We start from the raw sequence: 26,404 nt of genomic DNA, 5'->3' as shown, positions 1-26,404 counted from the left end.
GGGTGGACTCGATGGATCCGCGAGCGGACGGTCCGGTGCCCGTCGCCGAGGCGGTGGGCGTCACGAAACGGTTCGGCGCCACCGTCGCGCTGGCCGACGGGCGCCTGACCGTCGCGCCCGGCGAGACACACGCGCTGGTCGGGCGCAACGGCGCCGGCAAGTCCACGCTCGTCGGGGTACTCACCGGTCTGCTGCGCGCCGACGCAGGCGAGGTGCGGTTCGGCGGCAGCCCGGCCCCGGCGGCGGGCGACCGGGCGGCCTGGCGGCGGCACGTCGCCTGCGTCTACCAGAAGCCGTCGGTCGTGCCCGGTCTCTCGGTGGCGGAGAACCTGTTCCTGCACCGCCAGCCCCGGGGGCGGTTCGGGCTGCTCTCCCCCCGGCTGCTGCGCAGGCAGGCGGCGGAGCTGCTCGAGGAGTGGGCGGTGCACGTCGACCCCGACGTGGCGGCCCGCGAGCTGTCGGTCGAGCAGCGCCAGCTCGTCGAGATCGCGGGCGCGCTCTCGCTCGGCGCCCGGTTCGTCATCCTCGACGAGCCGACCGCACAGCTCGAGGGACGCGCGATCGCCCGGCTCTTCGACCGCCTGCGCGACCTGCGAGCCCAGGGCGTCACGTTCCTGTACATCTCCCACCACCTCCCGGAGATCTACGAGATCTGCCAGCGGGTCACCGTGTTCCGCGACGCCCGCTACGTGCTCGACGCGGACGTCGCCGAGCTGGGCCGCGACGAGCTCGTGGCAGCGATGATCGGCGAGGCCCGCGGGCTGGTCGACGTCGGCGCGGACCGCCCGCCGGTGCCCGCCGATGCGCAGGCCGCCCTGGAGCTCGCCGGGGTGACCGTGCCGGGGATCGTCACCGGCGTCGACCTGACGGTGCGGCGCGGCGAGATCGTCGGCGTCGCGGGATCGGCGGCGAGCGGGAAGCGTCAGCTCGCCGAAGCCGTGGTGGGACTGCGGCCCCGGGAGGGCACGGTGCGCGTGGCCGGGCTCCCGATCCGCTCCGGGGACGTGCCGGCCGCCCTGCGCGGCGGCGTCGGGTACCTGCCGGGCGACCGCAACATCGACGGCTTCGTCCCCGCGCTCTCGGTGGCGGAGAACGCCACGATGACGATCACCGACCGGCTCGGGCCCGCCGGCTTCGTTCTGCCGAAGAAGCGCGACGAGCGGGCCAACCGGATGATCACCGACCTGGACGTGCACACGGCCGGCCCGGGGCAGCCCGTCAGCGAGCTGTCGGGTGGCAACGCGCAGAAGGTCGTCATGGCCAGGGCGCTGGCGAACGACCCCACGGTGCTGGTGCTGGTGCAGCCGACGGCGGGGGTGGACGTGCGCTCGAAGGAGTCGCTGCTCGGGGCGGTCGACGCGGAGACCCGGCGCAACCGCGCCGCGCTGCTGGTGAGCGACGAGCTGGAGGACCTCCGGTTGTGTGACCGGGTGGTCGTGATGGTCGGGGGCCGGCTGGTCGCCGAGCACCCGCGGGGCTGGCGGGAGGCGGACCTGGTGGCGGAGATCGAGGGCATCGGGGCGGCTCCGGATCCGCGCGACGAGCCGGATCCGGTCGACGGAACGGCCTCTGCCGAGAGGGAACAGCGATGACGGACACGAGCACCGCGGCACCGCAGGCACCGGTGACGCCACCGAAGCCGGGGCGCCCGGCCAACCGGCTGCGGCTGGCCCGGCTGCGCGACTTCGCGCTGATCCCGCCGATCATCGCCCTGCTGGTGGTCGGCTACCTGCTCAAGCCGGACGTCTTCCTCAGCCAGTCCTACCTGGTCGACACGGTGCTCAAGTACCAGTCCGAGCTGGCGCTGGTGGTGCTGGCCGAGGCGCTGGTGCTGATCGTCGGCAAGTTCGACCTGTCGCTGGAGTCCGTGGTCGGGATCGCGCCCGCCGTGGCGGTGTTCCTCGTGGTCGGCCAGACCTCGGTGCTCGGCGCGCCGTGGCCCGCGTGGACGGTGCTCCCGGTGGCGGTGCTGTTCGGGGCCCTGATCGGCGCCTTCAACGGGCTGCTCATCGTCCGGTTCCGGCTCTCGGCGTTCATCGTCACGCTGGCGATGCTCATCGCCCTACGCGGCTTGCAGCTCGCGATCGTCGGCGGCGCGACGATCTCCAACCTCGCCAACCGCATCCCGGTGATCGACGACCTCGGCAGCCTGCGGATCGCCACGATCCCGCTCGCCATCTGGATCGTCGTGATCGCGTTCGCGGTGGGCATGGTCGTGCTCGGCTACACGAGGGTCGGCCGCTCGCTCTACGCCGTGGGTGGCAACCCCGACGCCGCCCGCGCCGCCGGTATCCGCGTGGAGCGGGTGATCTGGCTGACGCTGGTGGTGGCCGGGGCGCTGGCCGCGCTCGCGGGGCTGATGCTCTCCGCCCGGCTCGGCTCGGTGGCCGCCGCGCAGGGCAACGGCATGATCTTCACCGTGTTCGCCGCCGCGGTGATCGGCGGCATCAGCCTCGACGGCGGCAAGGGCTCGCTCTTCGGCGCGCTGTGCGGCGTGGTACTGCTTGGCCTGATCCAGAACGTGCTCACCCTCGCCCAGGTGAAGGCCGACCAGATCCAGGCCGTGAACGGGCTCGTGATCCTCGTTGCGCTGGTGCTGGCCCGACTGACCAGCGGAAAGGCTCAGGACTGATGGAACGGATCGCCCTGCACACCAAGCTGCGACCGGGACGGGAGGAGGACTACGACCGGGTCCACGCCGAGATCCCGCCCGAGCTGGACTCCGCCCTGCGCGGCGCCGGGGTGCACGCGTGGCGGATCTGGCGCGACGGCCTCGACCTGTTCCACGTCGTCGAGGTGGAGGACTACCGGGCCATGCGCGACGCGCTGCGCGACGACCCGGTGAACGTCACATGGCAGGCGCGGATGGCGGAGCTGCTCGACGTCGCCGACGACTACTCCGGCACCGACCGCGGGCTGCGTCAGGTCTGGGAGCTGCCATGACCGCCGTGCTGGGGCGCTCCTCCGTGCCGGTCAGCCCCCTCGGGCTCGGCACCGCACCGCTGGGCAACCTCTACCGCGTGGTGCCCGAGCCCGACGTCACCGCCACGATCGACCAGGCGTGGGAGAGCGGCATCCGGTTCTTCGACACGGCGCCGCACTACGGGCTGGGCCTGGCGGAGCGGCGGCTCGGAGCCGCGCTGGCCGGTCGTCCGCGCGCGGAGTACACGATCTCCACGAAGGTCGGACGGCTGCTGGTGCCCGACCCCGACGGCGCCTCCCGCCGTGACGACGAGGGCTTCGACGTGCCCGCCGACCTGCGACGGGTCTGGGACTTCAGCGCCGACGGCGTGCGACGCAGCCTGGAGGGGAGCCTGGAGCGGCTCGGGCTCGACCGCATCGACCTCGTCCTGATCCACGACCCGGACGACCACTGGGCGGAGGCGGCCGGGCAGGCCTACCCGGCGCTGCACGAGCTACGCGCCCAGGGCGTGATCGGGGCGATCGGGGCCGGGATGAACCAGACCGCCATGCTCACCCGGTTCGTCGTCGAGACCGAGGTGGACGCCGTGCTCGTCGCGGGCCGCTACACCCTGCTCGACCCGTCCGCGGCCGACGACCTGCTCCCGGCCTGCGCGGAGCGCGGCGTGTCGGTGCTGGCGGCAGGGGTGTTCAACAGCGGACTGCTCGCCACGGACAACCCTCCTGCGGACGCCACGTACGACTACCAGCCGGCGCCTGCCACCGTTCGCGAGCGTGCGGCCGCGATCGGCGCCGTCTGCCGCCGCCACGGGGTCCCGCTGCCCGCCGCCGCGATCGCGTTCGCGGGAGCGCGCCCCGAGGTCGCCTCGGTGCTGCTGGGCGCCCGCGCCGCGGCCGAGGTGGCGGCGAACGCAGCCGCAGCGGAGACCCGGATCCCGGACGCCCTCTGGCAAGACCTGACGAACGAAGGCCTCCTCCCCCCACCCCCCGGGGGTCAGGAAAGCCACTTTCCTGCCCTGTGAGGGCAGCAAAGTGGCTTTCCTGAACCTGGAGCACGGGGGCACCGGCGGGGTTGATGCTCATCATCATCTGTGGGATCCCGCTGATGGGGGGCACGGCTGGCTCCTCGCTCGGGAGCACGCCGCCATCCGGCGCCGCTACGACGTCGCGGACCTGCGTGCCGTGCTCCCGCCCGGGGTGGGGGCGACCGTCCTGGTGCAGGCGCTGGCGTCCACGGCGGAGAGCGAGCGGCTGCTCGCCGTGGCCGCCGGGTCGGATCTCGTCGCCGGTGTCGTCGGCTGGGCGGATCTGACCGGGCCCGGCGTCGGGGACGAGCTGGAGCGGCTGCGCTCCCGTCCCGGCGGGGACCGGCTGGTCGGGGTGCGGCACCTCGCTCAGGACGAGCCCGACCCCGGCTGGCTGGCCCGTCCCGACGTGGCTCGCGGGATCGCCACGGCCGGGCGGCACGGCCTGGTCGTCGACCTCCTCGTGCGGGCCCCGCAGCGCGCCGCGGCGCTCATCGCGGCCCGCGCTGCGCCCGACGTCGCGTTCGTGCTCGACCACGCGGGCAAGCCCGGGATCTCGGACGCGGAGTGGGAGCCGTGGGCGTCGTTCGTCGCCGAGCTCGCGGCGTTGCCGAACGTCTCGTGCAAGCTCTCCGGGCTCCTCACCGAGGCGGCACCCGGCGGCCGGGACGTCGCCACCCTGCGGCCGTACGCCGACCTGGTGCTCCGATGTTTCGGGGCGGACCGGGTGATGTTCGGCTCCGACTGGCCGGTGTGCGAGCTCGCCGGCGGCTACCCCGCCGTCCGGACGACGACCGAGGGCATGCTCGCCGACCTACTCCCGGCCGAGCGCGCGGCCGTCCTGGGCGCAACGGCACGGCGGGTCTACGGCCTGTAGCCCGCTCCGCGCGCCGGGTGTGGTCCTCGCAGAGCCCACGGGGTCTGCGAGGACCGTGCCGAGCGCGCGGTTCCGGTCAGTCGCCTGCGGTGCCCAGCGCGCTGCGCAGCCACTCCTCGACGCCCGCGACATGGACGGTGGCCCAGGACCGCGCGACGTCCGGCTGGCGGGCCGCGATCGCGTCGCAGATGGCCGTGTGCTGCTCGATCGTGCGCGCGACAGCACCCTCCTGGGTGAGCCCCCGCCAGATCCGGGCGCGGGTGGTCGGGCCCGACAGGCCCTCGATCAGCGAGCACAGCACGGTGTTCCCGCTGCCCACCGCGACACGGCGGTGGAACTCCAGGTCGTTGGCCACGAGTGCCTCGACGTCGGGTTCCGGGTCGAGCTCGGCGAGCACGCCGCGCAGGCCGTCGATCTCCTCGTCGGTCATGGTGAGGGCGGCCATCGCGGTGGCCGCCGGTTCCAGGATCCGCCGCACCTCGAAGAACTCCAGCACGGTGTCGTCGCGGTGGAAGTCGACGACGAACGTCATCGCGTCGAGCAGCAGGTGCGGGTCGAGGCTGGTGACGTAGGTGCCGTCGCCCTGCCGGACGTCCAGCACCCGGATCAGTGAGAGCGCCTTGACGGCCTCACGCAGGGAGTTGCGCGACAGCCCCAGCCGCTCGGCGAGATCGGCCTCGCGAGGCAGCCGCGCCCCCGGGCCCAGCTCGCCGGAGACGATCATCGCCTTGATCTTCTCGATCGCTTCGTCCGTGACCGGCACTCGACCTCCCAGGACATCGGATGTCTGGAGCCTACTTCGCCGCAGCCGCATACCTCGTCCCCGCGCCGTTCCCGACATCGCGGCGCGGCCCGTTCCGCTCGGCGCCCCTCCTCCCTATGGTCGATCCTCTGGACGTCACAGGAGGTGGCCGATGGCTGAGATCGGATCCGACAGCGGAGCGGTGGCGCTGGTCTCGGCGCTGCGTGAGCTCGGGGTCGACCTCGCCTTCGGGCTGCCCGGCGTGCACAACCTGCCGGTGTGGGAAGCCGCGGCCGCGGCCGGTATCCGGCTGATCGGGGTACGCCACGAGCAGGCCGCCGCGTATGCGGCGGACGGCTACGCGCGGGCCACCGGCAGGCTCGGGGTCGCGGTGGTGACCACCGGCCCCGGCGCGGCCAACACCCTCGGTGCCACCGGGGAGGCCATGGCGTCCGGCGCGCCGGTGCTCGTGCTCGCCACCGACATCCCGTCGACACTGCGGCGTCCCGGCGTGTACCGGGGGGTGCTGCACGAGACCCGGGACCAGGCCGCCATGTTCGCGCCGGTGACGAAGACGGCCACCACGAGCACCGCGGCGAGCGACCTGTACGGCGACGTGCTGCGGGCCGGACGCACGGCTCTGCGGGCGCCGACGGGACCGGTCTACCTCGGGGTGCCGACCGACCTGCTCACGGCCGCCGGACAGCCCGGGGCGGGCGCGCCGGAGGGTCAGCAGGAACCGGCGGAACCCGACCTCGCGGCCGCGCTGGCGCTCGTGGAGCGGGCCCGCCGTCCGCTGCTCTGGGTGGGCGGCGGAGCCCTGCGGGCGGACGCAGGCGCGGAGGTGGCGCTGCTCGCCGAACGCCTCGCGGCACCGGTCCTCACCACGTACAACGGTCGCGGCGTGCTCCCGCCCGACCACCCGTTCCTGGTGCCCGGTCCGGCGCACGTGCCCGCCATCGGGTCGCTGTGGGACGAGGCCGACCTGGTGGTCGCCATCGGCAGCGACTTCGACGGCATGACCACGCAGAACTGGCGGATGCCCGCGCCGCCCGCGTTGCTCGCGATCAACGTCGACGCCGGGGACGCGGCGAAGAACTACCGGCCCGACCACGTGCTCGTCGCAGATGCGAAGGACGTGACGGGACGGCTGGCCGCGGCGGTCGCGCCCCGCGACGGCGGCGAGGTCACCACCCGCATCGACGGCCTGCGTGCGGAGGTCGCGGCGCTGGTGCGGGAGGAGGAACCCCAGGCCGCCCAGCTGCTGGACGTGCTCGACCGGCTCGTCCCCGCCGACGCCACCGTGCTCGCCGACATGTGCATCGCCGGCTACTGGGTCGCCGGGTTCCACCGGGTGCCGGGGCCGCGCCGGCTGGCCTACCCGATGGGCTGGGGCACGCTCGGCTACGCCTTCCCCGCTGCGCTGGGCGCGGCGGCCGCCGGCCCCGGCCGGGCCGTGGCCGTGGTGGGCGACGGCGGTTTCCTCTTCGCCTGTGGAGAGCTGGCCACCGCGGTCCAGGAGCAGCTGCCGCTCACCGTCGTGCTCGTCGAGGACGGCGGCTACGGGATGCTGCGCTTCGACCAGGTGCAAGCCGGGGTGCCCACCCGCGGCGTCGACCTGGCCACCCCGGACTTCGCCGCGCTCGCCGCCGCTTTCGGGGTGCCTGCCGAGCGCGTCGACGGGTTCGGCGACGCTTTCGAGGCGGCGCTCGCGAAGAGCCTCGACACCGCAGGCCCCCACCTGGTCGCGGTGCACGCCGCGCTCACCCCGCCGCTGTCGACCTCACCCCGCTGGTACCGCCCGCGCTGATCGGGCGGGGTGGTTGACTCCCTGACCATGGACACGGGACTGCAGGGACGCACCGCCATCGTGCCGGGCTCGAGCTCCGGGCTCGGTCTCGCCGTGGCGCGCTCACTCGCCGCGGAAGGCGCCCACGTCGTGCTCGCCGGGCGGCGCGGGGACCTGGTGCGGGCCGAGGCGGCGAAGCTGCCGTCGGCCGTCGGGGTCGAGGTCGATCTCACCGACCCGGACGCCGCCGCGCTGCTGGTGGCCGAGGCCGAGCAGCGCTTCGGCCCGGTGGACGTGCTGGTGCTCAACGGAGGGGGTCCGCCGCCCGGCACCGCCGACGCCTTCACCCCCGAGCAGTTCGCGACCGCCGTCGACCTCCTGGTACAGCCGCACCTGCGGCTCGTGGCCGCAGTGCTGCCGGGCATGCGGGAGCGGAGCTTCGGCCGGATCGTCGCGGTGGGGTCCACCGGGGTGCAGCAGCCGATCAACGGGCTCGTGGCCTCCAACGCCGCACGTGGCGCGCTGGCCGGCTACCTCAAGACCCTCGCGGGCGAGGTCGCCGCGGACGGTGTGACTGTCAACATGGTGCTGCCCGGCCGCATCGACACCGACCGGGTCGCCGTGCTGGACCGTGCTGTCGCCGAACGCTCGGGCAGCAGCCCCGAGGAACAGCGGGCGCTGGCGGAGGCGTCGATCCCCGTGGGCCGCTACGGCACCCCGGAAGAGTTCGCCGCGGTCGTCACCTTCCTGGCCGGCACCGCGGCTTCCTACGTCACGGGCGAGCAGGTCCGCTGCGACGGCGGCATGATCCGCGCGCACTGACCGCAGCAGGCCGCACGGTCGGTCAGCCCCGGCCGATGAACGGCATCGCCGTCGCGGCGATGGTCATGAACTGCACGTTCGCATCGAGCGGCAGCCCGGCCATGAGCAGCACCGCGTCGGCGACGTGGGCGGGGTCGAACGTCGGCTCCGGCCGCACGCTGCCGTCGGCCTGGCGCGCGCCGGTGGCGATCCCGGCCGTCATGTCGGTGGCCGCGTTGCCGATGTCGATCTGCCCGCAGGCGATGCGGTAGGGCCGCCCGTCGAGCGAGATGGACTTCGTGAGACCGGTGATGGCGTGCTTCGTCGCGGTGTACGCGGCGCTCCCCGGACGGGGGGCGTGGGCGGAGATCGAGCCGTTGTTGATGATCCGCCCGCCCTGCGGCTGCTGGGAGCGCATCGCGGTGAATGCCTCCCGCGCACAGAGGAACGAACCGGTCAGATTGGTGGCAACCGTAGCCGTCCAATCCTCCACCGAGATCTCGTCGGGGCTGCCGGCCGGGCCGAACGTGCCGGCATTGTTGATCAGCAGATCCACCCGGCCCCAGGTATCGAGAACCGTGCCGAACAACCGGGCGACCGACCCCGCGTCCGCAACATCCGTGGGCGACACCACCGCGGCCGGGTCGGCGTTTGCCGTATCTTCGAGTGCCTCGCGTCGGCGGCCCGCCAATGCCACGCGATATCCGGCGCCGAGCAGAGCCCGCGCCACCACGCGGCCGAGGCCAGAACCCGCGCCCGTCACCACCGCGACTGGTCCGTTCGCCACCGCTTCCCCCCTGATCATCGGTTCCGCGGAACGCTAGCCCTGCTTCCGGCGGGTCCTGGACCCGACCGGCGTCACCGTGGCACGCCGGCTTCCGCAGTAGTGACCTCTCTGGCCAGGGCGGACAGTAGCCGGGGCGCCTCGACCGGCAGGCGGCCGCCGGGCCCGGCAGCCTGCCCTCGGCGCAGGCGCGCGGTGGGCATGAGATCCCCGCGTCCGGGGTGGTGCAGCCCTCAACATGTCGTAAGTCACAGCCGGGAACACTTTTCCGACAGTGCTCGCAGACCTCCCGAACGTGTCCGGTTAATACCCTTCACGCTGGCTTCATCTGCATTCAAGGGTTTACTCGAGCTTTACGAAAATGTGGATCAAACCCTTGCGCGAACGCGGTGAGTACGGTCACTACTTGAAGCTCGAACAAACCGGAGGCCTGCCGCGTAGGCCCAGACATGATGACTGAACGCCGGAACTCGACCGGCATGGACGTTTTCGCGCGGCGGGAGTCGCGTGTCCGGAGCTACAGCCGCAAGTACGAGATCGTGTTCGAGGGGGCCCGCGGCACCCTCGTCTGGGACGCCGAGGGTCGGGAGTACCTGGACTTCCTCGCCGGCGCCGGCTCCCTGAACTACGGCCACAACGACCCCGACATGGCCGAGGCGCTCATCGCCCACATCCGGGGCGGGGGCATCGCGCAGGGCCTGGACCTGTTCACCCGGCCGAAGATGGAGTTCCTGGAGGCCTTCGAAGGCCTGGTCCTGGAGCCCCGCGGCATGGACTACCGGATCCAGTTCACCGGCCCCACCGGGACGAACGCGGTGGAAGCCGCACTCAAGCTGGCCAGGAAGGTCACCGGCCGCCGCAACGTCATCTCGTTCACCAACGGCTTCCACGGCGTCAGCCAGGGCGCGCTGGCCGCCACCGGGAACCGGGACAACCGCATGGGGACCACGCTCTCCCTGCCCGACGTCACCCGCATGCCCTACGACGGCTACCACGGGGCCTCGATCGACACCGCCGAGATGCTCGACCGGATGCTGTCCGACCCGTCCAGCGGCGTCGACGCCCCAGCGGCGATCCTGCTCGAGACGGTTCAGGGCGAGGGCGGCCTCAACGTCGCCTCCCGGCCGTGGCTGCGCCGCATCGCCGCCACCGCCCACGCACACGGCGCGCTGCTGATCGTCGACGACATCCAGGCGGGCGTCGGTCGGACCGGCTCGTTCTTCAGCTTCGAGGGCACGGGCGTGACCCCGGACCTCGTGACGCTGTCCAAGTCCATCTCCGGCTTCGGCCTGCCGATGTCGCTGCTCCTGATCAAACCCGAGTGGGACATCTGGAAGCCCGGCGAGCACAACGGGACCTTCCGCGGCAACGCGCACGCGTTCGTCACCGCGAAGGTGGCCCTGGAGAAGTTCTGGGCCGACCGGAGCTTCCAGGAGGACATCGAGCGCAGCAGCGCGCTGGTCGGACAGCGGCTGGAGCGGATCGCGAAGCTCGTCCCCGGCGCCCGGGTCAAGGGCCGCGGGATGATGCAGGGCATCGACGTCCGCGACGGTGACGTCGCCGCCGAGATCTGCCGGCAGAGCGCCCGCCAGGGCCTGATCGTGGAGTCCGCCGGGCCCCGCGACGAGGTCGTCAAGATCCTGGCCCCGCTCACCACGTCCGAGCAGCTCCTGAACCGCGGCCTCGACATCCTCGAGGAGTCGGCCGCCTCAGGTCTGCACGCCATCGCGGTATGAGCACCGGATTCGACCAGGGGACCCGGCCGGCTGGGGCGTTCGGCCGGCTCGCGGACCTGGTACTCAGCAGCGACGACACCGACCAGTCGGTGCGGTGGAAGCCCGGTGAACGGCTGCACCACCTGTTCGAGGAGCGGTGCGACCAGCTACTGGCGGACGGGGACCCCGGGCATCTCGCCGTGGGCAGGCGGGACCTCGAGGTCACCTACGCGGAGCTGGACGCACGGGCCAACCGGATGGCCCGGTTCCTGCTCGGCCGGGGGGTCGGGCCAGGCGCACGGGTAGGGCTCGTGTTCGACGAGCCGCTGCAGTCCTACGTGGCCATGCTCGCGGTACTCAAGATCAACGCCGCGTACGTCCCGCTCGACGCGGCGTTCCCGCCCGACCGCATCGCCTACATCGTGGGCGATGCCCGCGTCAGCGTCGTGCTGACCCTCTCCCACCTGCGCGCGCAGGTGGGGGAGGCGGTGGCCGCCGTGGTGTGTGTGGACGAGGTGCAGGACGAGGTCGAGGCCCAGGACGGGTCCCGGCTCAGCGCAGCCGAGCAGGGCACGCCGGCGGAGGACCTCTGCTACATCATCTACACCTCCGGCACGACGGGTCGCCCCAAGGGCGTCGCGATCGAGCACGCGAGCATCTGCAACTTCGTGCGGGTCGCGTCCGAGACCTACGGCGTCCTCCCCGACGACCGCATGTACCAGGGCATGACGATCGCGTTCGACTTCTCCGTGGAGGAGATCTGGATCGCGCTCGTCGTGGGGGCGACGCTCGTACCCAAGCGGGGTGGCAGCCTGCTGGGCGAGGACCTGTCGGACTTACTCCGCGAGGAGGGCGTCACCGCCATGTGCTGCGTGCCCACCCTGCTCGCGACGATGGACGACGACCTCCCCGACCTGCGGTTCCTGCTGGTCTCCGGGGAGGCGTGCCCCCAGGACCTCGTGGCCCGCTGGCACCGCCCCGGCAGGCGGTTCCTCAACGTGTACGGCCCCACCGAGGCCACTGTCACCGCCACCTGGACGACGCTGGACCCCGACCAGCCGGTGACGATCGGCGTTCCCCTCCCCACGTACTCGATCGTGATCCTCGACGAGAACGACCAGCACCCCCTGCTCCCCGGCGAGCTCGGCGAGATCGGCATCGCCGGCATCGGCCTCTCGGCCGGTTACGTGAACCGCGACGACCTCACCGCGAAGGCCTTCATCCCCGACGTCCTGGGCATCCCCAACAACACCTCAGGACTCATCTACCGCAGCGGCGACCTCGGCCGGATCACCGAGAACGGCATGGTCGAGACCCTCGGCCGGATCGACACGCAGGTCAAGGTCCGCGGTTACCGCATCGAGCTGACCGAGATCGAGTCGCTGCTCCTGCAGCTGCCCGGTGTCGCCCAGGCCGTGGTGGACACCTACGAGCCCGCCCCGGGTGTGGTGGAGCTCGTGGCCTACTACACGCGACGCCGCCAGGGGCCGCCCGTGGACGTCGACCTCCTGCACGACGAGCTCCGCCGCCGGCTCCCCAAGTACATGGTGCCCGCGTACTTCGAGCAGCTCGAGCGCATCCCGATGCTCCCGAGCGACAAGGCCGACCGCAAGAACCTCCCCGCGCCGCAGGGTCCCCGCTACCAGGCGGCGCAGGGTGAGGTGGTCGAGGCCGAAGGCGAGGTCGAGGAGCTGGTGGCCGCCGCCGTCGCCGGGATGCTCTCGCTCGACCGCGTGTCCGTCGAGAGCGACTTCTTCGACGACCTCGGCATGAACTCGCTGATCATCGCCCAGCTGAGCGCGAAGCTGAGGGTGCACGAGGAACTGCCGTCGGTGGGCATGAAGGACATGTACCTGAACCCCACGGTGCGGAAGCTCGCCGCGACGCTGCAGGACCGCGGCCCGCGCCGCACCGAGGTGGAGCCGCGCACCGTCCGCCGGGCGAGCACGGCGCAGTACCTGTTCACCGGGTTCGCGCAGGCCGCGGTCTACGTGGGCTTCGCCTACGTCGTCGCGCTCGTCGGCGTCACCGGGTACCAGTGGGTGTCCGAGGCGACCGGCCTGGCCGACGTCTACCTCCGTTCGGTGGCCGTGGGCGGGGGCGCCTTCCTCGTTCTCAGCCTGCTCCCGGTCGTGGCGAAGTGGGTGTTGATCGGTCGCTGGAAGCCGCGCGTGATCCCGATCTGGGGGTTCGCCTACCTGCGGTTCTGGACGGTGCGCCAGCTGCTGCGCGTCAGCCCGGCGCTGGCGTTCGTCGGCTCTCCCCTTTACCTGGTCTACCTCCGGATGCTCGGGGTGAAGGTCGGCAGGGGTGCAGTCGTCCTCTCCACCTCGCTGCCGGTCTGTGGTGACCTGATCTCCATCGGGGCCGGCGCCGTCGTGCGCAAGGACTCGTTCTTCAGTGGGTACCGCGCCGAGTCCGGGTGGATCCGGACGGGCCGCGTCGACATCGGGGCGGGCGCCCTCATCGGTGAGGCCACCGTGCTCGACATCGGCACCTCCGTCGGGGAGGGGGCGCAGCTCGGCCACACGTCGTCGCTGCACACGGGTCAGCACGTGCCTGCGGGCACGAGCTACCACGGGTCGCCCGCGCAGGAGACGACCGCCGACTACCGGCGCGTGGAGCCGCTGGGCAGCACCCGGGCCCGGCGCTTCGCCTACGGCACGTCCCAGCTGCTCGGGATGCTGCTGGTCTGGGGCCCGCTCGCCACCGGCGTGCTGCTGGTCGCGCTGCCCAGCATCTTCCCCACGGTGAACTCCGCATCGGCGATCCAGGGCATCGTGGACGGCACCGACCGCAGCGTGTTCGTGGAGCCCCGGTTCTACCTCGACTACTTCCTCGTGTCGGGCGCACTGCTGTTCGGCGTGATGCTTCTCGGGCTGCTGGTGGCCACCACTCTGCCGCGCCTGCTGAACCGGCTCGTGCCGGCGGACACCACCCTCAAGCTCTACGGGCTGCGCTACACGGCCCACCGGGCGCTGCGCCGGATGACCAACATCGGGTTCTTCACCAACCTGCTGGGCGACAGCTCGTTCATCATCCGCTACCTGCAGATGATCGGGTACGACCTGTCGACCGTGCAGCAGACCGGGTCGAACTTCGGGCTGATGGTGAAGCACGAGTCGCCGTTCCTGTCGCACGTGGGCACCGGGACGCTCGTGTCGGACGGCCTGTCGATGGCGAACGCCGACTACTCCAGCTCGTCGTTCAAGGTCTCGCGGGTGTCGCTGGGCGACAACAGCTTCGTGGGCAACGCGGTGACCTACCCGGCCGGTGGCCGGACCGGGGACAACGTGCTGCTCGCCACGAAGGCGATGATCCCGATGGACGGCCCGGTGCGGGAAGGGGTGGGCCTTCTCGGGTCTCCCTCCTTCGAGATCCCCCGCTCCGTCCAGCGTGACATCGAGCTCGAACGGTTCCGCACCGACGGGGAGTTCCCGGCGAGGCTGGCCAGGAAGAACCGCTCCAACGCCGTCACGATCGTGCTGTTCCTGCTGATGCGGTGGGTGCAGTGGTTCGGCGTCGTCGTCATCGGGCTGCTCTCGAGCTACTTCTACAGCGACATCGGGGTCAGCTCGTACGCGCTGGGGATCATCGCCGCGCTCCTGTTCACCACGCTGTACTCGATCCTGGAAGAGCGCATCAGCTTCGGGTTCCGCAGGCTCCGGCCGCAGTTCTGCTCCATCTATGAGCCGTACTTCTGGCGGCACGAGCGCCTCTGGAAGCTGAGCGGGACCGGCTACCTCCAGATCTACAACGGCACACCGTTCAAGTCGATCGTGTGGCGGCTGCTCGGCGTGCGCGTCGGGAAGAAGCTCTTCGACGACGGCGCGGCCATGCCGGAGAAGACGATGGTGACGATCGGGGACTACTGCACCCTCGGGGCCCAGTCCACGATCCAGTGCCACTCGCTGGAGGACGGCGGCTTCAAGTCGGACTACGTCGTGATCGGCAGCGGCAGCACGATCGGCGCCAACAGCTACGTGCACTACGGCGTGGTCATGGGCGAGCGGGTCGTGGTCGAGGCCGACGCCTTCCTGATGAAGGGCGAGCAGCCCGGCGCGGACACCCGCTGGCAGGGCAACCCCGCCCGCGAGATCTCCGAGGCCGGCGATCCGGCGGTGCCACCGACGCGCCGGCAGATCCGCGAGCTGGCCCGGCGCAACGCCCGCGAGGCGCGGCAGGCCGCTCGGCAGGCCGCCTGGCAGACCCGTCACGGACGGCACGCCAAGCGGCGGGGCGCCCACCCGGCCAACTCGTGCTCGACGCCCCGCAGCAGTTCCGGTTCCGGGGGGTCCCACCAGGAGACCTACGACCCCACCCGCGGGCACAGGTGGCGGCGCAGGTCGTCGTGACGAACGGTGGTGCCACATCCCGGCCGGGGTGTGGCACCACCGTCATCTCGGCGGCACGGCAGCGGGACGGCCCCGGGGCAATTTCCGACCCTAGTCAGACGTGTGATGCACGACACTCCGGGTACGCACGAGTTGCATCCTGCAAGCGCGAGAAGGGAGCACGTCGTGTCGACAACCGAGACCGGGCAGGTCACCGGGACCAAGGACAAGGACTACAACCTGATCTGGTTCACCGAGGCCTGCCTGAACAACGCCCTCCGTCTGGAGACCTACGCCCAGGACGCCGAACGCGACGGCGACGACGACCTGGCCGAGTTCTTCCGGCGAGCGCAGGCGGAGAGCCGCAAGGGCGCCGACCAGGGCAAGCAGATGCTGGCGCAGCGGCTGTCGCGTTGACCGTCCCGGTCCGGCGGCGGGACGCCGCCGCCGGACCCCTCACTGCGACGGCTGCGGCACCTCGCACTCGATCCGCGGGTTGACCCCGAGGTAGTTGAGCGGCCCGACGACGATGGTCACCAGCACGGTTCCGAATGCGGCACAGTTCACCTCCGACTGCGTGAAGTAGCCGCGCTGGTAGCTCGCGTCACACCGATCACCAGCCAGATGACGACGATCACGCCACCGATCCGCATGCTGCTCCCCGCTCTCCAAGGTCAAGTGCTCTTCGGTACCCGGCGGACGCCCCGCTCCAAACCGGACGGAGCCCCGCGCGCAGCACGCATGTCTCCCAGATCCGGCGGTGCGGGCAGACTGGAACCAGGATCTCCGGTGTCCCCTCACGAGGAAGGTCGTCTCCGCCCGCATGGACTTCCACTCCGCGTACCGCCACGGCTTTCTCCGCGTCGCCGCCTGCACGCTCACGACCTCGATCGCCGATCCGGCCGCCAACGCCGAGTCGGTGCTGCACGTCGCCAACGAGTGCCACGACGACGGTGTCGGGTTGGCCGTCTTCCCCGAGCTGACGCTGTCGGGCTACTCGATCGAGGACATCCTCCTGCAGGAGTCGCTGCTCGACGCGGTCGAGCAGGCGCTGCTCGACATCGTCGCCGGTTCGGCCGACCTGCTGCCGGTGCTCGTCGTGGGCGCCCCCCTGCGCTATCGGCACCGCGTCTACAACACCGCCGTGGTCATCCACCGCGGGCGCGTGCTCGGGGTGGCACCGAAGTCGTACCTGCCGACCTACCGGGAGTTCTACGAGCGCCGCCAGCTGGCTCCGGGCGACGACATCAGCTCGACGATCCGCATCGGGGGCCCGGACGCCGGTGTCGACGTGCCCTTCGGTCCCGACCTGCTGTTCGCCGCCTCGGACGTGCCCGGGTTCGTCCTGCACGTCGAGATCTGCGAGGACATGTGGGTGCCGGTGCCGCCGAGCGCCGAGGCCGCGCTGGCCGGTGCCACGGTGCTGACGAACCTGTCGGGCAGCCCCATCACGGTGGGCCGCGCCGAGGACCGGCACCTGATGTGCCGTTCCGCCTCGTCGCGATGCCTCGCCGCCTACGTCTACGCGGCCGCGGGCGAGGGTGAGTCGACCACCGACCTCGCCTGGGACGGCCAGACCATGGTCTACGAGAACGGGGTGCTGCTGGCCGAGTCGGAGCGCTTCCCTGAGGGTCCACGGCGTTCGGTCGCCGACGTGGACCTCGACCTGCTGCGCGCCGAGCGCCTGCGCATGGGCACGTTCGACGACAACCGCAGGCACCACGGCGCCCGGGCCGACTCGTTCCGCCGGATCGACTTCCGTCTCGACCCGCCCGGCGACGACATCGGGCTGCGCCGCGAGCTCGAGCGGTTCCCCTTCGTCCCGGCGGACGAGTCGCGCCTCGAACAGGACTGCTACGAGGCGTACAACATCCAGGTGTCCGGGCTCGAACAGCGCCTGCGCGCCATCGGGCAGCCCAAGGTCGTCATCGGCGTCTCCGGCGGACTGGACTCCACCCACGCGCTGATCGTCGCGGCGAGGGCCATGGACCGGCTGGGCCGTCCCCGCGGTGACATCCTCGGGTTCACGCTCCCGGGCTTCGCCACGGGCGATCGCACGAAGGGCAACGCGATCCGGCTGGCCCGCGCGCTCGGGATCACCTTCGAGGAGCTCGACATCACCGAGACGGCGCGGCTGATGCTGACCAACCTCGGCCACCCCTTCTCGCGTGGCGAACCGGACTACGACGTCACGTTCGAGAACGTGCAGGCCGGGCTGCGCACCGACTACCTGTTCCGGGCCGCCAACCAGCGCGGCGGCATCGTGCTCGGCACCGGCGACCTGTCCGAGCTGGCACTCGGCTGGTCGACATACGGCGTCGGTGACCAGATGTCGCACTACAACGTCAACGGCGGCGTGCCGAAGACCCTGATCCAGCACCTGATCCGGTGGGTCGTCTCGTCCAAGCAGTTCGAGGCCGAGGTCGGCGAGGTGCTCGAATCCGTACTCGACACCGAGATCACCCCGGAGCTGGTGCCGACCGGTGAGGACGAGGAGGTGCAGAGCAGCGAGGCGAAGGTCGGGCCCTACTCCCTGCAGGACTTCTCGCTCTTCCACGTCCTGCGCTACGGGTTCCGCCCGTCGAAGATCGCGTTCCTGGCCTGGCACGCCTGGCGGGACCCGGAGGCCGGGAACTGGCCGCCCGGGTTCCCCGCGGACAAGCGGCCCGTCTACACGCTCGCCGAGATCCGGCACTGGCTCGAGGTCTTCGCCCAGCGGTTCTACAGCTTCAGCCAGTTCAAGCGGTCCGCGCTGCCCAACGGCCCGAAGGTCTCCGCAGGTGGATCGCTGTCGCCCCGCGGGGACTGGCGGGCACCGTCGGACATGTCGGCCCGGATCTGGCTGGAGGAGATCCGGCGCGAGGTCCCGGAGGAATGACGCTGCCGTGGGGCGGCGTCGAGGCCGAAGGGTGGTACGGGGAGGATCGGGGACCGTGTCCCGTTCCGCGCTCGCCCTGATCGGTTCCGTCCTCGCCGCCGGCATCGCGGTCGCCGGCTGTTCCGCGGCGCCGCCCCCCGCACCGGCAGCCCCGCCGGCAGCCGCCCCCACCGCGGCCGCCCCGGAGCACCAGGGTGGCCACGGCGCCCACGAAGGCCACGGCTCATCTTCTGCTGTGCCGGCGCTGTACGCCGTGCAGAGCGGCCCCCTCGGCGTCGTTGCCACGGACGGCGGTGGGCACCTCATGTACCGGTCCGACAAGGACAGCGCCGCACCGTCCGCGTCGACGTGCACCGGTCCCTGCACCGAGACCTGGATCCCGGTGCTGGTCGCGCCCGGCCAGGAGCCCGAGCTGCTGGGCGTCGACGCGGCACTGGTCGGCAGGCTCGCCCGTCCCGAGGGCACCTCGCAGCTCACCCTCGCCGGGTGGCCCCTTTACCGCCACCGCGACGACGTGGGCGGCCTGCAGAGCACCGGGCACCACGGGGAGGACGGCACCTGGTTCGCCGTCACCCCGACCGGCGACAAGGCGACCGCGAGCTGAGCCCGGGGGTCAGGGCCGGCTCGCCGGTCGTCCCGGCGATGCTGCCGACGAGCGACGCCAGTTCCCTGGGCATCGAGAGGAACGGACCCCTGCCGTCCACCGTGGGCGTCACGTGTTCCGCCCTCGGTACTACGCAATGATCGGCGCTCAGCGACGGTGGAGCTGCGCCACAGCGTCCCGCAGGTGGCCGTAGGCCGTCAGCTCCGTCCGGACCGGCGAGAGCACGAGCTCGTCGGCCACGGCCGCCACCGCCTCACGCAGCCGCATCTCGGCCGTCGCGCGCCGCCGGCGCGCACCGACGACGGCCAGAACCCGCGCCAGCAGCGCGAGGAGCAACCCGGCCAGCAACCCCCCGAGCAGCAACGCGGTCGGCGCCGGAACCTCCCGGAACATGGGGGTGCCGGGCTCGGGGAGCCGGAGCACCGTCAGCACGTACAGGGCGGCGAGCCACAGGCCCCCGGCGAGGGCGAGCGTGGCGAGCAGTGCCTGCAGCAGCCCGACGGCCCGCCACCACACCGGGGTGCGCGTCAGCCCGAGGTCGGTGGTGGCCACCGCTCGGTCGAGAGCGTCCGGCAGGTCCTCGAACCGGCCCCGGGCCGCGGTCCGCACGGCGTCCGGCCACGGAGCCGGCAGATCCTCGGCCGCGGAGTCGGCCAGCGCCCGCAGCGCGACGTCCACCCGGGATCTCTCGACGGCGGTGCTCGCGGGGAGCGAGGTCCGGGCGACCGGGGGCGGCCCACTCCCCTGCCCTTCTCCCCCGCCGTCCCCGGCACCCGTCCGGGCCAGTGCCCGGTCGAGGTGCAGGCGCCGCAGCGGGTCCGGGCGCAGCCGTCGCAACCAGCGCGTGAACGGCGACCCGGTAGCCGCCACCGCCCGGTGCACCGCTGCCTGCTGGACGGCCACACCGACGGCGGTCACCCCCGCCGCGGAGCTCAACGCCGCGGTCAGCGCGCGGGAGGTCGCCGGGTCCAGGTCGTTGCGTGCCGGCCCGGCGACGACGACGTCGAGGGCAGCGGCCACGTCGTCCAGGTCGGCGGACACCCGGCGCAGCGCCGCCCGGTGCGCCGCAACGGCACCGATCAGCACCGACCGCAGCTCGTCCTGCCCGTCCTGCGCGACGGCCGACGTGGCCAGCACCGGGACGCCGGTGAGCCCGTCGTCGGCGAGCAGCCGTCGGACATCGGCCACAGCGGCATCGGTGCTGCCGGCCGGGAGGCGGTCGACCTGGTTGAGGACCACCACCATCACCTCGCCGTGCCGGGCGAGCGGGCGCAGGTACCGGTCGTGGACCGCGGCGTCGGCGTACTTCTGCGGATCGAGCACCCACACCAGCACGTCGACGAGCGCGACCAGCCTGTCCACCTCGAGCCGGTGCGCCACCTCCGTCGAGTCGTGGTCGGGCAGGTCGAGCAGCACGAGCCCGCGGAGGTTCTCCGCCACGTCCCCCTCCGGGGTCCGGACGTGGTGCCGCCGCGGGATCTCCAGCCAGTCCAGGAGCGGGCCCGCGCCCTCGGCGCCCCACACGGCGGCGTGTGCGACACCGGTGGTGGGCCGGCGCACCCCGACCGCCGACAGGTCGGCCCCGCTGAGCGCGTTGAACAACGACGACTTGCCACTGCCCGTCGCACCGGCGAGCGCCACCACCGTGTGCGTCCCGGACAGCCGCAGCCGCTCCCCGGCCCGGCGGGCGAGAGCCCGCGCCGGCACGAGCAACGCCTCGTCGAGCCGGCCCGCCCCGACCCGCACCACCTGGTCCAGCGCCCGCAGCCGCGCCGCGACGTGCTCCTCGGCAGTAGCCCGCTCGCGCTCGGCGCGGCGGCCGGCCTGGAGCCGCGGGCCGGTCACGTCGTTCACCGGGCCCGCTCCACCGCTGCCGCCGCCCGCGCCAGCGCGGCACCGTCCTCCGGGAGGGTCGCGTGCTGCTCGAGGAGGCGGGCGTAGCGCTGCTCCTCCCGGCCGAGCAGGGCTTCGACCCGGTCCAGCAGGTCCGCCCGCGCGTCGTCCGCGAGCTCGCGGACGGCCTGGTCGCCGAACAGCGCCTCCAGCACCTTCTGCGACAGCATCGTGGTGCCTCCCGCCACGACGATCTCGATCGGTGGGGCGATCACCGACGTCGTGGCGAACACGGCGATCATCACCAGCAGGCCGGTGGCGTTCACGCCGTACGCAGCCGCCCGGGCCACCGTCCGCCGGTCCCCGCCCTCCCGGCGGACGAGGTCGAGCACCGCGGCCTGCCAGTCGCGCACCGCGCGCTCGGCGTCGTCCCGGAACTCCGGGGACACCCGGTCCAGCCGCAGCCCGGCGTCGCGGAGCAGGGCAGCCCCCGCCGCGGTCGACCGCCACGTCGTCGCGGTGCGCTCAGCGGCCTGCTCGGCAGCGCTGCCCACCAGCAGCGCGACCCCCGACTCCAGCGCGACGGCGAGATCGTCCCCGGGCCGCGGCCGGCCCCGCACGGCGGCGGCCACCCGGTCCCGCCACCGGCCGACCCGGGCCTGCAGCGTGCGCAGCAGCTCCCCGGTGCCGACGAACTCCTGCCAGCGGGCCAGCACCTCGCCGCGCAACAACGCACCGTCGCGGATCCCGGCGTCCACCTCGGCCAGCGCAGCGGCGTAGGCGGCCCGGGCGTCCGCACGCAGCTGACGCGCCGCGTCCACCTGGGCACCGGCCTGTGCGGCCAGCGCGGCGGTGCGGGGGCGAAGGCTGTCGAGCGCACCGTCCAGGGTGCGGCGCACGACCGTCGCCCGCTGCCCGGCGTCGCGGGCGAGGTCGTGGAACCAGGCACGCAGGGGGGCGAGCACCGGCTCGGGCAGCAGCCCGGCGTCGAGCACCGTCTCGGGCACGACGAACAGCGGCGCGTCGCCCAGGCCGTGCTCGACGAGCATCTCCCGCAGGTGGGGACCGATCTCGTCCTGAGCTCCCGGCGGCACCCGGTCGAGCAGCACGGCGAGCGCGGTGCCCCGGGACGCGGCGGTCTGCAGCACGTCCCACGGCACGGCGTCCGCGTACCGGGCCGCGGTGGTGACGAACAACCACAGGTCGGCCGCGGCGAGGAGCTGCGTGGCGAGCCGCCGGTTGGCCGTGACGACCGAGTCGATGTCCGGTGCGTCCAGGAAGGCCAGTCCCTGGTCGAGCGCCGGTGAAGCGACGAGCTGCAGCGTCTCGTGGCCGGCGCCCGCACCGGTGGTGCGCGTGAGGTCGGGCAGCACACGGGTGTCGGAGAACCAGCGCATGTCTTCGGGATGGCACACGAGCACCGGGGAGCGCGTGGTCGGGCGCAGCACCCCCGCAGGCGTGACGGGTGCCCGCACCAGGCTGTTGACGACCGTCGACTTGCCCGCACCGGTCGAGCCGCCCACCACGGTGAGCAGGGGGGCGTCCAACCGCCGGAGCCGAGGCAGCACGTAGTCGTCGAGCTGGTGGACCAGCTCGGTCCGCACGGCACGCGCCTGCTCCGCACCGGGGATCTCCAGCGCGAAGCGGGCGTCGGCGGCCGCTTCGCGCAGCCGGACGAGCGCGTCGAGGAGCGGCGCGGTGGGTGCAGGAGCACCGATGTCCATCCCCACTCCTCGACGCCGACGGTGCGCGTTCCGCGACGAATGCCCGTTCGGTGCCCTCCCGAACCCCCGGTGCCGCTGCACGAGATCTCCGAACGGTGCTGCCCACGCACCGCCCTCATCGACCGGCCGAGTGACCCCCCGTATCGGGGGTACCCGACCGAGATGGATCTGGAGTTCATCCGTGAGTGAGCCGGGCCGCCGGGCCGTACGCCACCGTCTACCTGGACGTCTCCCACGAGACCGAGGACGCCGAGCACGCCCTGCGCCTGCGCTGGCAGGAGCTGCGGTCCGCGCTGGAGGCCCAGGACGCCGACCTGTCGACGCTGGCCGCGTTGGAGGACGCCGTCCTGGGCGGCCCGCGGGTCGTGGGCCGGGCCGGGCGGGTCCTCGTGGCCGGAAGCGGGGAGGTGCTGCTCGACCGCGTCCTCGCCGAGCCCCCTGACCCACCCTCGGCCTCCTGGGCGTCGGTGCCCGACCTCCTGCCGATGCTGCTGGATCTGCCCGAACCGATGACGGCCGTGGTGGTGCGGGTCGACAAGAACGGTGGCGAGATCCTGCTGGCCGACCCGAGCGACCCGGGCACCGGCCCCGAAGCCGTCGAGGACGTCACGAGCGCCCGGCACCCGCTGCACAAGGTGCGTGGCGGCGGGTGGAAGCACCTGAAGATGCAGCACACCGTCGAGAACACCTGGCGCAGCAATGTCAGCGAGCTCGCCGAGCGGGTCGACCGGCACGTGTCCGAGGCCGGAGCGCGCCTCGTCGTGCTGGCCGGCGAGACGCAGTCGCGCAAGCTGCTGCTCGACAACCTCGGTGAGCGCGCGGCGAGGTACGCGGTGGAGATCGAGCACAGCGGAGCTCCCTCCGGCGCCGGCGACGAGGAGCTCGCTGCCGCGGTCGACCGGGCGGCCCGGGACGCGTCCAGCCGCGAGCGGTATGCCGAGCTCTAACACGTCGCACAGGTCGCGGGCCGCCCGGACGGCGCGTTCGCGCAGGGCATCGGTCCCGTAGTGGCGGCGCTGCGCGCCGAGCAGGTGGACACGCTGCTGCTCGACGGCGGTATCGAGCGTGATGGGACCGCGTGGATCGCGGAGAACCCGACCCATGTCGCCCTCGACCGCGAGGAGCTCGAAGCCATGGGTGCGCGGTCGCTTCACCGGGTGCCGGTGGACGCGGCGCTGCTCCGCGCGGCAGCGGGGTCCGGCGCCTCGTTCCAGCCACTCGGTGGGGGCCGCACCGGGCTCGTCGGTCGTCCCGTCGAGGACGGGGTGGCGGCGGTGTTGCGCTGGTCGCCCGCGCCCAGCCGCTGAGGCAGGACTCCACGGGCCCGGGGCCGCGCCGACATCGCAGCGTGACCAGGCGGGTGGTTGGCCACTCCGATGGCGGGTACGTGAAGGGGCATCCGGTCGTAATCGACGCGGGACGACGTCACCCGTTGCCACCGGGTCAGGAGGTCACGGCGTGTCGGAGGAGTCGCCCGGGCCGGCGAGGCCCGGCACGGACATCGGCGGCTCACGGACGAACGGAAGGCGGGTTCCGGCATGCGGACGGGTGCACCGGCTGGGCACCAGGGCTACTTCCACGAGGCCGCCTTCTACAACACCGACGAGGAGTTCCTCGCCATCGCCATCCCCTTTCTCGAACAGGGCGTCGCGGCCGGAGAGCCGGCCGTGGTCGGCGTGGGGGGTGGGACAGCGGAGCTGCTCCGCGCCGCGCTCACCGGCATTCCCGGGGTCGTCTTCCTCGACGACCGGGAGGGTCGGCGCACCCGCCCGGCGAACACCATCGCGACCAACCGGCAGTTCCTCGCCGACCGCCTGACGGACGGTGCGCAGCAGATCCGCGTGCTCGGTGAGGTCCCGCATCCCGGGCTGGGCGCGCCGTGGGACTGGTGGGCCCGCTACGAGGCCACGATCAACCACGCCTTCGCCCCCTTCCCCGCGTGGGGCCTGTGCCCCTACGACACGCGCCTCATCTCCGACGACGTGGCGGCCGACGTCGTCCGCACCCACCCGCACCTCGCGACCGTCGACGGCCGGCACGTCCCCAACCCGCGCTACCAGGAACCGGCAGATTTCCTCGCCCAGCGCCCGGCCGGTGACGTCGACCCACTGGAGGCGACGACGCCTCCGGTGGTCGATCTGCTCGATCCCACACCTGCGGCTGCCCGCAACGCCGCCCGCGCGGTCGGTGACGCGACCGTGCTCGACGAGATCGAGGTCGACGACACCGTGCTCGCTGTCAGTGAGGCGGTCACCAACGCACTGGCGCACGGGCGCCCGCCCGTCCGGTTGCGGCTCTGGTCGGCGCCGGAGCGCGTCGTGGCCTCGATCAGCGACGCAGGTCCCGGGCCGAGCGATCCGTTCGCCGGACTGCTGCCCACGAGGGGGACGACGTCGGCAGGCCTCGGCCTGTGGATGATCCACCGGGTCTGCACCCACGTCACGATGGGTACGACGGACCGCGGGTTCACGATCCGGCTGGTCATGAGGTCGGGCACGACAGAGGAGGACGGGCATGTCCGGCAACCGGCGTGACGCGCTGGCGACGGTCGGGCACCACGCGCTCCTGGCCGCCTCTGACCGCCACCGGCGTTCCGAGATCGACACGTGGCTGCTCGCGGCCCACAGCCGTGGCGAGAAGGTGCTCACCCTCGCCGCGCCCGACGGGTTCGACGCCGGCGTGCACCGGTCCGGCGCCGGCCCGGTCGTCCTCGATCCCGCCGACCTGCGCCCGGCCGCCGAGCCGGCACGTCTGGTGCTGCACGCCCTGGACGAGGGCTATCGCGGACTGGGCGTGGTCATGTGGGCCGACGGCGTTGTCGCCGCGTCCTCGAACGAGATGTACTCCGACGTCGAGGCGGTGCTCGGGGACCTCAGCCGCAACCACCAGGTGTCAGTGCTGTGCCTGTACGACCGGGCAGCCGGGATGGACCACCTCGACCTGGCCGTGACGGGCCACCCCGACGGCCTGCACGAACAGCAGCTCGACGTCCGTCGCCGCGAGGCCACGCTGCATCTCGGCGGCGAGATCGACATGACCAACCTGGACGTCCTCGCCGTGGCACTGCGCAGCCTGACCAGGACGGCGGGCCGGACGGTCCGGATCGACCTGGGCGGTCTCCGGTTCCTCGGGGTCAGCGGGGTCCGCCTGCTCCACCTCGAGACAGCTGCGTTCCGTGCCGCCGGTGGGCAGGTCGAGCTCCACGGCGCGGCCCCGCACCTGACCCGGGTACTGCGGCTGCTGCAGCTGGATCAGCTGCCGGGACTCACGCTCGGGCCGGGACGGTCCTGACCAGGGCCCACCGCACTAGACGTCCAGGACCGGCGGGTGCGGCGGCGGGTAGCCGTAGGTCGGCTGGAACTCGGCCGGGATCGAACCCACGTCGCGGCTCAGTGTGTCCTTGTCCTGCTCACACACCCATCCACCGAGCTCGGGAACGTAGTCCCACCGCTTGCCGCGGACATCCCAGATCGGCGGGTGCTCCTGCGCCTCGCCTGCGGGGGTCCCCGAGGGGATGCGCCTGTCGGGAATCGCTGCAGGGTCGACGTTGGGGCTGGTCATCCGTTGCTCCTGTCACCGTGCGCTCGCGCCGAAACCGGCGGACGGGCAACGCCACGACGTGGGGGCGTCGCAGCGGCACTCACGGTTCGACGCTAACACCCGTGCGTGACGGCGAGAGCGTGACACGACCGGCAGGACGACCTCTAGTCACCACCGCACCCGGCGGTACGCGCCCGGTAGGCGGCGACGTTGGTGCGGTTGCCGCAGTACTCGTAGGAGTGCCAGCGCCGGGTGCGGCTGCGGGTGGTGTCGTAGAACACCGCGCGGCACTCGTCGTTGGCGCATTGCTTCAGGCGCGACCAGCCGCCCGCGGCGACCAGCGCGGCGACGGCCCGGGTGATCCGGCCGGCCACCGGGTCACCGGTGATCTGACGCAGCAGGACCTGCCCCGGTTCGGAGAAGTCCTGCTGGAACGTGATGGAGGAGACCCGACCGGAGAAGGCCGCCCAGTTCCCGGCGGTGTCGGAGGGATCGGCCGCTGCGAGAACGTCGAGGAGGTCGGACCGTATCGCGCGGACGAGGTCGAGACGGTGCGGTGAGGGGCCGCCATCCTCCTGTCCGAAGGGGCGGAGGACCTCGGCGGCCGACTCGGGGGTGGCGAGCCCGTCCGCCACGCCGGCGAAGGCACGCGAGTTCAACAGGTCCACGAGCGCTGCCGCGGAAGCGCTGACCGCCTCGTCGCGGGCGGTGCGCGTCGCACTGGAGCTCATGACCCGACGTTACCCGAACATGGTCTAAACAACATAGACCTTTACATAGATCGAGTTAGTCGCTACGTTCGTAAGCGTCGTTGAAGGAATAACGATTACCCTGGT

General features: G+C 72.6%; 23 protein-coding genes. 16 read left to right on the top strand and 7 right to left on the bottom strand.

Annotation, left to right across the window (positions count from 1 at the left end; genetic code table 11):
* Positions 1-11 precede the first annotated feature (11 nt).
* From ACQPZA_RS01095 to ACQPZA_RS01075, 5 genes are read left to right on the top strand one after another with little or no spacing between them, the layout of a single operon-like run.
* On the top strand, positions 12-1,592 hold the full coding sequence (locus ACQPZA_RS01095) for a sugar ABC transporter ATP-binding protein (protein WP_433277575.1): 1,581 nt from the start codon (positions 12-14) through the stop codon (positions 1,590-1,592).
* Positions 1,589-2,632 carry an ABC transporter permease gene (locus tag ACQPZA_RS01090; RefSeq protein WP_433277573.1) on the top strand — a complete coding sequence of 348 codons (1,044 nt, stop codon included), beginning with the start codon at positions 1,589-1,591 and terminating at the stop codon, positions 2,630-2,632. The genes ACQPZA_RS01095 and ACQPZA_RS01090 overlap by 4 nt, the downstream gene beginning before the upstream one ends.
* Entirely contained in the window at positions 2,632-2,943 is a 312-nt protein-coding gene (locus tag ACQPZA_RS01085) for an L-rhamnose mutarotase (protein WP_433277571.1), read from the top strand. The genes ACQPZA_RS01090 and ACQPZA_RS01085 overlap by 1 nt, the downstream gene beginning before the upstream one ends.
* Positions 2,940-3,944 carry an aldo/keto reductase gene (locus tag ACQPZA_RS01080; protein ID WP_433277569.1) on the top strand — a complete coding sequence of 335 codons (1,005 nt, stop codon included), beginning with the start codon at positions 2,940-2,942 and terminating at the stop codon, positions 3,942-3,944. The genes ACQPZA_RS01085 and ACQPZA_RS01080 overlap by 4 nt, the downstream gene beginning before the upstream one ends.
* Positions 3,945-3,954: 10 nt before the next feature.
* A complete protein-coding gene (locus ACQPZA_RS01075; protein WP_433277567.1) occupies positions 3,955-4,824 on the top strand; it encodes an amidohydrolase family protein in 870 nt (289 codons plus the stop codon).
* A gap of 76 nt (positions 4,825-4,900) precedes the next feature.
* Here ACQPZA_RS01075 and ACQPZA_RS01070 read toward each other — a convergent pair whose 3' ends face one another.
* Positions 4,901-5,587 (bottom strand): FadR/GntR family transcriptional regulator, encoded by a 687-nt coding sequence (locus ACQPZA_RS01070; RefSeq protein ID WP_169394605.1) that lies wholly within the window; start codon positions 5,585-5,587, stop codon positions 4,901-4,903.
* Positions 5,588-5,738: 151 nt separating this feature from the next.
* On the opposite strand from ACQPZA_RS01070, the gene ACQPZA_RS01065 reads away from it, so the two are divergent.
* Positions 5,739-7,376, top strand: a complete 1,638-nt coding sequence (locus tag ACQPZA_RS01065; protein ID WP_433277565.1) for a thiamine pyrophosphate-binding protein — start codon at positions 5,739-5,741, stop codon at positions 7,374-7,376.
* 27 nt (positions 7,377-7,403) lie between these two features.
* Positions 7,404-8,177 (top strand): SDR family oxidoreductase, encoded by a 774-nt coding sequence (locus ACQPZA_RS01060; RefSeq protein ID WP_433277563.1) that lies wholly within the window; start codon positions 7,404-7,406, stop codon positions 8,175-8,177.
* Positions 8,178-8,199: 22 nt separating this feature from the next.
* On the opposite strand, the gene ACQPZA_RS01055 is transcribed toward ACQPZA_RS01060, so the two are convergent.
* Positions 8,200-8,961 carry an SDR family oxidoreductase gene (locus ACQPZA_RS01055; RefSeq protein ID WP_169394602.1) on the bottom strand — a complete coding sequence of 254 codons (762 nt, stop codon included), beginning with the start codon at positions 8,959-8,961 and terminating at the stop codon, positions 8,200-8,202.
* Positions 8,962-9,419: 458 nt separating this feature from the next.
* On the opposite strand from ACQPZA_RS01055, the gene ectB reads away from it, so the two are divergent.
* The 3 genes from ectB to ACQPZA_RS01040 all read left to right on the top strand — a co-directional run bounded on the left by ectB (position 9,420) and on the right by ACQPZA_RS01040 (position 15,406).
* Entirely contained in the window at positions 9,420-10,676 is a 1,257-nt protein-coding gene (gene ectB / locus ACQPZA_RS01050; RefSeq protein ID WP_433277561.1) for a diaminobutyrate--2-oxoglutarate transaminase, read from the top strand.
* The gene (locus tag ACQPZA_RS01045) at positions 10,673-15,010 is read left to right on the top strand and encodes a Pls/PosA family non-ribosomal peptide synthetase (RefSeq protein WP_433277559.1); all 4,338 of its coding nucleotides are present in this window, start codon (positions 10,673-10,675) and stop codon (positions 15,008-15,010) included. The genes ectB and ACQPZA_RS01045 overlap by 4 nt, the downstream gene beginning before the upstream one ends.
* A 165-nt stretch (positions 15,011-15,175) precedes the next feature.
* Entirely contained in the window at positions 15,176-15,406 is a 231-nt protein-coding gene (locus tag ACQPZA_RS01040) for a hypothetical protein (RefSeq protein WP_169394599.1), read from the top strand.
* Between the two features lie 39 nt (positions 15,407-15,445).
* On the opposite strand, the gene ACQPZA_RS01035 is transcribed toward ACQPZA_RS01040, so the two are convergent.
* Positions 15,446-15,667 carry a hypothetical protein gene (locus tag ACQPZA_RS01035; RefSeq protein WP_433277557.1) on the bottom strand — a complete coding sequence of 74 codons (222 nt, stop codon included), beginning with the start codon at positions 15,665-15,667 and terminating at the stop codon, positions 15,446-15,448.
* Between the two features lie 145 nt (positions 15,668-15,812).
* Here ACQPZA_RS01035 and ACQPZA_RS01030 point away from each other — a divergent pair, with 145 nt between their 5' ends.
* Positions 15,813-17,867: an NAD(+) synthase gene (locus tag ACQPZA_RS01030; RefSeq protein ID WP_433277555.1), complete on the top strand. Its 2,055-nt coding sequence runs from the start codon at positions 15,813-15,815 to the stop codon at positions 17,865-17,867.
* A 55-nt stretch (positions 17,868-17,922) separates the two neighbouring features.
* Positions 17,923-18,471, top strand: coding sequence for a hypothetical protein (locus tag ACQPZA_RS01025; RefSeq protein WP_433277553.1), 549 nt, complete (start codon positions 17,923-17,925; stop codon positions 18,469-18,471).
* A 147-nt stretch (positions 18,472-18,618) separates the two neighbouring features.
* On the opposite strand, the gene ACQPZA_RS01020 is transcribed toward ACQPZA_RS01025, so the two are convergent.
* Positions 18,619-20,325: a GTPase gene (locus tag ACQPZA_RS01020; RefSeq protein WP_433277551.1), complete on the bottom strand. Its 1,707-nt coding sequence runs from the start codon at positions 20,323-20,325 to the stop codon at positions 18,619-18,621.
* Positions 20,322-22,028, bottom strand: coding sequence for a dynamin family protein (locus tag ACQPZA_RS01015; RefSeq protein ID WP_433277549.1), 1,707 nt, complete (start codon positions 22,026-22,028; stop codon positions 20,322-20,324). The genes ACQPZA_RS01020 and ACQPZA_RS01015 overlap by 4 nt, the downstream gene beginning before the upstream one ends.
* 185 nt (positions 22,029-22,213) lie before the next feature.
* On the opposite strand from ACQPZA_RS01015, the gene ACQPZA_RS01010 reads away from it, so the two are divergent.
* From ACQPZA_RS01010 to ACQPZA_RS00995, 4 genes are all read left to right on the top strand, one after another.
* Positions 22,214-22,975, top strand: coding sequence for a Vms1/Ankzf1 family peptidyl-tRNA hydrolase (locus tag ACQPZA_RS01010; protein WP_433277547.1), 762 nt, complete (start codon positions 22,214-22,216; stop codon positions 22,973-22,975).
* A 60-nt stretch (positions 22,976-23,035) separates the two neighbouring features.
* Complete coding sequence (locus tag ACQPZA_RS01005) at positions 23,036-23,335, top strand: hypothetical protein (protein ID WP_433277545.1); 300 nt, start codon at positions 23,036-23,038, stop codon at positions 23,333-23,335.
* Between the two features lie 231 nt (positions 23,336-23,566).
* A complete protein-coding gene (locus ACQPZA_RS01000; protein ID WP_433277543.1) occupies positions 23,567-24,562 on the top strand; it encodes an anti-sigma factor RsbA family regulatory protein in 996 nt (331 codons plus the stop codon).
* The gene (locus tag ACQPZA_RS00995; protein WP_433277542.1) at positions 24,543-25,319 is read left to right on the top strand and encodes an STAS domain-containing protein; all 777 of its coding nucleotides are present in this window, start codon (positions 24,543-24,545) and stop codon (positions 25,317-25,319) included. Before ACQPZA_RS01000 ends, ACQPZA_RS00995 begins: the two co-directional genes overlap by 20 nt.
* Positions 25,320-25,334: 15 nt before the next feature.
* Here ACQPZA_RS00995 and ACQPZA_RS00990 read toward each other — a convergent pair whose 3' ends face one another.
* Together ACQPZA_RS00990 and ACQPZA_RS00985 are read right to left on the bottom strand one after the other, a co-directional pair.
* The gene (locus tag ACQPZA_RS00990) at positions 25,335-25,589 is read right to left on the bottom strand and encodes a hypothetical protein (RefSeq protein WP_433277540.1); all 255 of its coding nucleotides are present in this window, start codon (positions 25,587-25,589) and stop codon (positions 25,335-25,337) included.
* 143 nt (positions 25,590-25,732) lie between these two features.
* Positions 25,733-26,299: a CGNR zinc finger domain-containing protein gene (locus ACQPZA_RS00985; protein WP_433277538.1), complete on the bottom strand. Its 567-nt coding sequence runs from the start codon at positions 26,297-26,299 to the stop codon at positions 25,733-25,735.
* Positions 26,300-26,404: the final 105 nt, after the last annotated feature.

It is taken from the genome of Pseudonocardia xinjiangensis (assembly GCF_050948425.1).
Classification (GTDB): Bacteria; Actinomycetota; Actinomycetes; order Mycobacteriales; family Pseudonocardiaceae; genus Pseudonocardia; species Pseudonocardia xinjiangensis.
Note: the sequence above shows the minus strand (reverse complement) of the source record. Positions and strands in the feature narration are given on the sequence as shown.